Below are 8,378 nucleotides of genomic sequence, written 5' to 3'. Positions count from 1 at the left end.
ATAACAAATTGAACTAATTTCTGTTTAAGAGTTGAATTTCTCTAAACAAACTCAACTTTTCTTCTCTTAAACTATAACAACATCATTACATCCGTTATTTGTTGCTATCTTTTTTAATTCTTCCATATAATCATCCTGTGGCACATAAGATTCTATTAGACCTTGTCTAACACCTAAAGGTCTATATTTTATAATTTTATATCTTATATTTCCATCTATAGATTCTATTAACTCACTTACCTTACCCACAGTATATTTATTGTTTAAAACCTCTGGAACTATAACTGTTCTAATCTCATAAAGCTTATTCATCTTTCCTAGATATAAGGCATTTTCAAGGATAGTTTTATTACTCTTTGAAGTAAGATTTATATGTTCTTCTTCATCATAAGCTTTAATATCTAGCATAACCTTATCAGTATAAGTTAAAAGCTCCCCCATACTTCTAAAGTCTTTATAACCGTTGCTATCAAGAAAAGTGCTTAAACCTAAATCCTTAGCCTCTTTAAAAACCTTTGAGATAAACTCATGCTGGAGGGTGCATTCTCCCCCTGAAGTTGTTATTCCAGTTATAAAAGGCATATTTTCTTTAACTTCATTTATAAGTTCCATATAATGAAGCTTTCTTGTTTTTGGAGTACTGCAATTTTTACATATCCTTATGCAACTATCGCAATTAATACACTCTTTATAATCCCAAGACATATTTCCTTCTTTAATTGAGATAAGATTTTTAGGACAAACATCCTTGCACATACCACAAGTAATACAAGAATTTATAGTTTCTGGATTATGGCAGTACTTACAGTCAAAATTACATCCTTGAAAAAATATAGATGTTCTATTGCCTGGTCCATCTACAGAACTAAATGGAATTATCTTATTGATTATTCCATAATCCATAACTATCTTACCTTTCTATCTAATATTTTTGAGTTATCTGCAGCACCTTTACCTAATACTACTGTATCATTTAAAACTTGCTCTCCTCTGCTTAACTTTTCTATATCTGATTTTTTAACAAGGTATCCTGTTATTCTTATAACATCACTATCTGAAGAATATATAGATAAGTATCTCATTCCTACTTTAAATGCTCCATCTATTATATCTACTATATACTCTGGATTGTTTATACTATTTTTTTCAAATGGGAATATATCACCTATTCCTGATGGAAAATATTTATGGAACATAGCACTTTGCTTTAAATGACTTAAAAGCTCTGGCTCTTCTCCTATAGGTATTCTACATCCTGGGCTAGTACCCTTATCAGTATCTATCCCAACTTGAGCATGTAATAAAAATCTTTTATTAGCACCATCGCAGTATATACTCTCATGATTATTTACAAAGTCATACATAGTATTTATAATTTTTACTCCAAGGTTGTCAGCATCTTTATTATGTCCAAACTTATCACTTAAGTTCTCTGCTTTTAAAAGAGTGTTAACACATTCTGCAAGACCTACAAGACCAAACATAGCAGTAAACTTTTCTCTAGATATTAATCCTTCTTTTACTAAGAAGTTTGAAGTAAAGAAATTACTTTCTTCTACTATATATTTTATTCTTTCATCTATATAATCCGCCATATTTTTCATAGCAGAAGGTAATTTATTATTTAAGAAATCCTCTACACTACTAGCTTCTAAAGATAGTTTATGTAAATTCATTCTAACTAAGGTATAACTTCCTCCTCCAATATTAAGTCCGTTATAGCAGCTAGCGATAGCATAATCTCCATTAAAATCTTTAGAGAACATTTCATTATTAGCAAAGCTTGGTTTTGCTGTTACTAAAGCTGTCTTTACTGATTCTATAACAAAGTCCCTTGGAGTGTCCTTACTATATTTTAAAGTTATATTAGGTGTTGAGTTTTGAAGCTCCCTTTCTACTTTAAGGATTATTCTTCCTGCCTTTGTATCCCTTGGTCCTATATTAGCATGACAGAAGGAATCTGTTATAGTTCTATCTATATGAGTTAAAAATAACTTTATAGCCTTATAACTCTCTTCTTCATCCACAATAAAAGGCTCTAAAAGCTCGTCTATATTTCCCACATATACTGGCATTGTAGTAATAGACGGCACATGCTTATATAAAATTAAAAGATTATTTACTGCCTCCCATATGTCCTTTGCTGGAGTTAATCTTAAAAATTCACTACCATTTTTCATAAACTTCTCATAGTTTGGTATTATATATCTTGGCCTATATGGAGCATTTCCCTCGAATAAATCACATATTACTCCTTTTTCTCTAAGGTCTTGGGTTTCTTTAGAAATTTTTAATACGTCTAATGTATTTTCCCCTTCTCTTGCTAAAGCAACTACCTTTTGCTCATAGGTAAGTACAGAATCCTTTATTATGTTTTCTACATTACTCATACTAATTGCCTCCATTTTGTGTTAATTACATTATCTTAAATTAAATCCCCATTGAAAAGGTATACTATTATATCTTTATTTTATAACATCCCTTGTTTTTAGTAAAGGTAACTTATTTGCATTATTGTATTTTTATGTAATATATTGGCATATTGACCTATATAAAAGAGCTGTTTCATAATATTTATTATGAAACAGCTCTATCTTAATTTCTATCTAAAAATTTGTCTTTTGCACTATGAAACTTTTCTAAAAATCGAGACCTCAAAATTAAATTAATATACTTTAAAATCTTAGTTTCTTTCTAATTGCTTTTTTATATCAATTATTCTTTTATTTAAAATAGGATGAACATAATAAGGAGCTATTTCACTTAGAGGATCTAAAACAAAGGCTCTCTCCTCCATTCTTGGATGAGGAATTACTACCCTTTCCCCCTCTGTTATTATATGGTCATATAACAAAATATCTAAGTCTATAGTTCTTGGTCCCCATTTTATAATTCTCTCTCTTTTTAGTTCCTTCTCACACCTTAGTAATAAATCCATAAGCTCCTCTGGAGATAATAAAGTTCTCACTTCACATACCCCATTTAAGAACTCATCTTGATTCTCATATCCCCAAGGTTCTGTTGTTATAAATTCTGAGACTTTTATAACCTTTGTGATATGACTTTCCATAAGCTTTAAGGCATTATTTAAATTTTCCTTTTTATTTCCCATGTTTGATCCAAGAGCTATATAAGCTCTATGCCACCCTCTTGAAATCTTAACTTCCACGTAATCTAAAGGCTTTAAAATAGGAGCCCAAGGTTTCTTTATGGATACTTCTACTTTTTCTATAATATCATATTCTTTTAATATAAATTCTGCTAAATTTTCAGCAGCTTCTTCTATTAGATCATAGCTTTTTCTCTTGAATTCTTCCTCTACCTTATGGCTAAGCTCTCCATAGTGTACAGATTTATCTAAGTCTCCAGTTTTTCCTGGCTCTCTAAGAGATAAATATAACTCCATGGTAATTAAAAACTTTTGTCCTAAAGTTTTTTCCTCTTTAAATACTCCATGATGAGCATATATCTCTAGATCCTTAATAAGTATTCTATCCATGTTAATCTCCCTATTTTAACCTTTCTATGGCATCTGTCATCATAGCTACCCTTTTATTTTCAAGAACATCATGAATTCTTACAAAATCACAACCCTTAACTATTCCAATAGCAGTAGTGGCTAAAGTTCCCTCTAATCTTTCATCCTTTGGAAGATTTAAAGCATTTCCTATCATAGATTTTCTTGAAGTTCCAAGAAGCCAAGGATATCCTAAATCATTTAATCTCTCTAAATGCTTCATAGCCATTAAGTTTTCCCTTTGGTCTTTAGCAAATCCTATACCTGGATCTAATATTATATTTTCATCCTTAACTCCAGCTTCCTTTGCTATGTTTATAATCTCTCTTAAGTCTTCTATCATATCCTCTATAAAGTTATTATAATCTCTGTCCTCTCTATTGTGCATTATACAACAAGGTACGTCATACTCTGCTGCCACTCTTGCCATATCCTTATCCTTCTTAAAGCCCCAAACATCATTAATCATATTTGCTCCAGCTTTTAAAGCCTCTTCTGCAACTACTGCCTTATATGTATCAATAGAAATAGGAATATTTTTAAACTCTTTTCTTAGAGACTTAATTACAGGTACTACCCTTTTAATCTCTTCTTCTGCATCTACAAACTCATGATCTGGTCTTGTAGATTCCCCTCCTATGTCTATTATATCTACTCCTTCATTAATCATTCTTCTTCCATGTTCCAAAGCCTTTTCTATTGAATTATGCTTTCCCCCATCTGAAAAAGAATCTGGAGTCACATTTAATATCCCCATAATATAGGTTCTTTCTCCTAAATTAAAGTCTTCCTCGCCAATTTTTAAAACTCTTTTATTTCTAAACATAGTGTAATCCACCTACTTAATATATAATATTTTTATTTTTCTTCTCTTCACTCCAGTAACACTTATCTATAGCTTTGCAATTAAAGCATGCTCTAGATAACTTATCACTCCTATACATTATACCTTCCAGTGAAGTTTTATCATCCTTATGAACTCTATGGCTGTCTATAGCAGAACATATTGTGTTTATTTCCTCTACATTGAACTTACAGTCCTCTAGTATAGGAACTCCTATCTCTATGGAAGCCTTGTTATGAGGTGTTCCCTTCTCATACTCTAAAACCCTTCCTATATCATGAAGAAGTCCTATTGCATATATAATATCTTTAGGATAATTAAGGTTTTCCTCTAAATTTATTATATAGGCTATTCTACAAACATCTAGGAAATGATTTAAATCATGTCTGCAAAACTCTCTATGTTTTTCATATTCTTCAATTAATTTTACATTTCTTATATAATCTCTGTGATGAAGTATACTATTAATTCTCTCATTATTATTCATTAACCTTCACCTTCTACTATAATGTCATTAGTCTATATACTTCGTCTCTAAGGTCTTTATTAGTTTCAAATTCTCCCTTATAACATAGGGTAACAGTTTTACTTCCTGGCTTTTTTACCCCTCTCATGGTCATGCAAAGATGCTCTCCCTCAACCATTACCATAACACCTTTAGCGTCTAGATGTTTCATAATAGCATCTCCTATATCACTAGTTAACTTTTCCTGAAGTTGAGGTCTTTTTGAAAATACATCAACGGTTCTTGCAAGCTTACTAAGCCCTGCCACCTTTCCATTTGGAATATAAGCAATATGTGCCTTCCCAAAGAAAGGTAAGAAGTGATGTTCACACATAGAATAATAGGTTATATCTCTCTCAATAACTATGTTATCTTCCTCTACAGTGAAGCTTTTAGATAGGTGCTCCTTAGCATCCTCATATAATCCTCCAAAAACCTCTTTATACATTCTTGCTATTCTATCTGGAGTTTCTTTTAATCCTTCTCTATTAGGGTCTTCTCCTATGGCCTCTATTATAAGATTTACTCCTTCTATAATCTTCTTCTCATCTATCATAATCGTCCATCTCTCCTTCAAAGCTTAAATAAGATTTTCTTATGTCATATATATAGCTATCTTTATTTATATTAATATTTCCAATTCTACTTATAGGCATAATTCCCATAAGGGAGTTAGTTAGAAAAGCTCCTTGACTTTCTAATAAATCTTCTAAGGTATACTCTCCTTCTATAACACTAAAGTTTTTTATAACCCATTGCCTTATGACTCCATTTAAAATACCACAGCTTACCTTTGGAGTGTATATTTTATTATTTTTTATAAAAAACAAATTACTTACTGCTCCTTCTGAAAGCTTGTCTTTTTCATTTAAGAATATAACTTCATTAAATCCTTCCTTTAGTGCCATTCTCTTCTCTAATATATTTTCTCCATAATTTAGAGTCTTATGGTAGACTAATAAGCCATTAGAATTCCTTTTATAGTTACTTACCTTTAAGTTAAATCCATTAAGGTAGTCCTCTTCTTTGTAGGTAATATCCCTTAAAGATATTATTTCATTTTTATCTGTAACTACTATCTTAAAACCACAATTTTTAATATTATTATCTTTTATAATGTTTTCTATGGTTTTATAATCTATAGATTTATTTATCCCTAAAACCTTCAAAGAATTATTTAATCTATCCATATGTTCTTTAATAAGTACTCCATAGCCTTTAGGTGTAATTTTAATAGTCTCGAAGGCTCCTAGCCCAAAGTTAAATCCATCGTCTAAGTTTATATTATTATTTTTCCCATGTAAAATCTTCATTATATTTATAATACCCTCATTAAAGCCTTTGCCTTGTGTAGAGTCTCCTCATACTCATCTTCTTTTATAGATTCAAAGGTTATTCCTCCACCAACTCCAAAATAGGCTTTATCTTCTTTTTTAAGTATGGTTCTTATAGTAATATTAAAATCTGCATTTCCCCTAAAATCAAAATATCCTATGGCTCCTGTATATATATTTCTACGAAGACCTTCTACTTCCTCTATAACTTCCATAGTTCTTATTTTAGGTGCTCCTGTTATTGATCCTCCTGGGAAGCACTCCTTAATACAATTAACACTAGACACATTACTCTTTAGCTCTCCTTTTATGGTAGAAACTAAATGAAATACTGTGGAATACTCTTCAATTACAAATAGTTCTGTTACCTTCACACTATGGTTTTTACATACCTTACTTAAATCATTTCTTTCTAAATCTACTATCATAAGAAGCTCTGATTTATCTTTTTCAGAATTTAAAAGCTCTAACCTGTTTTTTTCATCTTCCTCTTTGTTTCTCCCTCTAGGTCTTGTACCTTTTATTGGTCTTGTTTCAACTTGTCCATCTCTTATACTCATAAACCTTTCTGGGGATGAGCTTATTATATGAAAATCATCAAGTTCCATGTAGGCTCCAAAAGGGCTAGGATTTATTTTTCTTAAATCCTTATATATATCATAGGAATCTCTATCTGTAGTACAGCTAAATCTTTGGGTTAAATTACCTATATATATATCACCACTTCTTATATATTCTCTGAAGGTTTCAACTCCCTCCATATATTCATCTTTAGTAAAATTAGATTTAAACTCCTTATCCCTAGACTTTACTTCATTATATATTACTTCTTTTCCATTACTTATTCTATTAATTATCTTCTCTATAGATATTTCTTTATCCTCAAATATTCCCATGGAAGATACATAAGACTTATTATTCAAGTGATCAAAAATTATTATATTATCATAAAGTAAAAAATAGGATTCAGGTATTTTAATATCCTCTTTGGCGCTACTTGGAAGAGTCTCTAAGTTTCTTCCCATATCGTAGGAGATATACCCTATAGCTCCTCCTATAAATGGAAGATGTGACTCCTTATTCTCAATAGAGTATTCTTTAATGATATTCTCGAGCTCCTTAAAGGGATCTCCTTTAATTTTCTTATGATTTACCCATATATCCTCCCCATAGGATTTAAATTTTAAGAAAGGATTCACTCCTATAAATGAATATTTACTTAAATTTTTATCCTCTAAAGAACTATCTAAAAATATTACATCCTTATCTTTGAATAAGGTATATATGCTAAAAGCATCAAGACTACTATTAAATTCTTTAACTAAAGCCTTCATATTTAATTCCCTCTGCATTCATCAATAAAATTTTTAAGGATTTCATGTCCTTGTTCTGTAAGCTCTGCTTCTGGATGGAATTGTACTCCTTCAACAAGATACTCCTTATGTCTAAGGCCCATTATAACACCATCCTCTGTACTACAAGTTATTTCTAGTTCACTAGGTAAATTCTCTTTTTTTACAATTAAAGAATGATATCTTGTGACCTTTAAAGGATTTTTTATGTTCTTAAATACCCCTTTATTACTATGGGTAACCTCTGTTACTTTTCCATGGACAGGAATCATCCCCTTCACCACTTCTCCTCCAAAATAATGACCAATACATTGGTGCCCAAGACATATTCCAAGGATGGGAATTTCCCCTTTAAATTTATCTATTATATCTAAACATAGACCAGAATCCATAGGATTTTTAGGTCCTGGAGATATTATTATTCCCTCAGGATTTAAATTTTCTATTTCATCTATGGTTATAGAATCATTTCTCTTTACTAGTACTTGCTCTCCTAATTCCTCTAAATATCTAACTAGGTTATATACAAAGGAATCATAATTATCAATCATTAAAAACATACATCTCACCTTTATTACTATTTTACTTAGCTTTAAAAAAATAATATCATAACCTTACAATATATTCTACAATTTATATGTACTAAAAACTAGAAATAGATTTAAATATGTAACATTTTCTTACTTTTACTGTAAAATCTAAAATTTCTGATAATTCCATAATTTATTATTCATATCATTGTTTTTAATCTATTACTTAAATAAATATAAAAAATATATTAATTGTTTCTTACTGCCATATGCTAAGTTAACCTGTTATACTGAAT

General features: G+C 30.3%; 9 protein-coding genes. All 9 read right to left on the bottom strand.

Annotated elements, in window-relative coordinates:
- Window positions 1–66: 66 nt before the first annotated feature.
- The 9 genes from AB2369_RS08770 to AB2369_RS08730 all read right to left on the bottom strand — a co-directional run bounded on the left by AB2369_RS08770 (window position 67) and on the right by AB2369_RS08730 (window position 8,112).
- A complete protein-coding gene (locus AB2369_RS08770) occupies window positions 67–903 on the bottom strand; it encodes a YjjW family glycine radical enzyme activase (protein WP_367666103.1) in 837 nt (278 codons plus the stop codon).
- A gap of 2 nt (window positions 904–905) precedes the next feature.
- Window positions 906–2,390 carry a YjjI family glycine radical enzyme gene (locus tag AB2369_RS08765; protein WP_367666102.1) on the bottom strand — a complete coding sequence of 495 codons (1,485 nt, stop codon included), beginning with the start codon at window positions 2,388–2,390 and terminating at the stop codon, window positions 906–908.
- A gap of 293 nt (window positions 2,391–2,683) precedes the next feature.
- A complete protein-coding gene (gene folK / locus AB2369_RS08760) occupies window positions 2,684–3,499 on the bottom strand; it encodes a 2-amino-4-hydroxy-6-hydroxymethyldihydropteridine diphosphokinase (RefSeq protein WP_367666101.1) in 816 nt (271 codons plus the stop codon).
- Window positions 3,500–3,509: 10 nt separating this feature from the next.
- A complete protein-coding gene (folP, locus tag AB2369_RS08755; protein WP_367666100.1) occupies window positions 3,510–4,343 on the bottom strand; it encodes a dihydropteroate synthase in 834 nt (277 codons plus the stop codon).
- 16 nt (window positions 4,344–4,359) lie between these two features.
- Entirely contained in the window at window positions 4,360–4,848 is a 489-nt protein-coding gene (locus AB2369_RS08750; protein ID WP_367666099.1) for an HD domain-containing protein, read from the bottom strand.
- A 16-nt stretch (window positions 4,849–4,864) separates the two neighbouring features.
- Window positions 4,865–5,422 carry a GTP cyclohydrolase I FolE gene (gene folE, locus AB2369_RS08745; RefSeq protein ID WP_367666098.1) on the bottom strand — a complete coding sequence of 186 codons (558 nt, stop codon included), beginning with the start codon at window positions 5,420–5,422 and terminating at the stop codon, window positions 4,865–4,867.
- Window positions 5,412–6,179, bottom strand: coding sequence for an aminotransferase class IV (locus tag AB2369_RS08740; RefSeq protein WP_367666097.1), 768 nt, complete (start codon window positions 6,177–6,179; stop codon window positions 5,412–5,414). Before AB2369_RS08740 ends, folE begins: the two co-directional genes overlap by 11 nt.
- A 5-nt stretch (window positions 6,180–6,184) precedes the next feature.
- On the bottom strand, window positions 6,185–7,534 hold the full coding sequence (pabB, locus tag AB2369_RS08735; RefSeq protein WP_367666096.1) for an aminodeoxychorismate synthase component I: 1,350 nt from the start codon (window positions 7,532–7,534) through the stop codon (window positions 6,185–6,187).
- Window positions 7,535–7,536: 2 nt separating this feature from the next.
- Complete coding sequence (locus AB2369_RS08730) at window positions 7,537–8,112, bottom strand: aminodeoxychorismate/anthranilate synthase component II (protein WP_367666095.1); 576 nt, start codon at window positions 8,110–8,112, stop codon at window positions 7,537–7,539.
- Between the last annotated feature and the right edge of the window lie 266 nt (window positions 8,113–8,378).

The organism is Clostridium sp. (assembly GCF_040797585.1).
Classification (GTDB): Bacteria; Bacillota; Clostridia; order Clostridiales; family Clostridiaceae; genus Clostridium_Z.
This window is presented reverse-complemented; position numbering and strand designations above follow the sequence as displayed.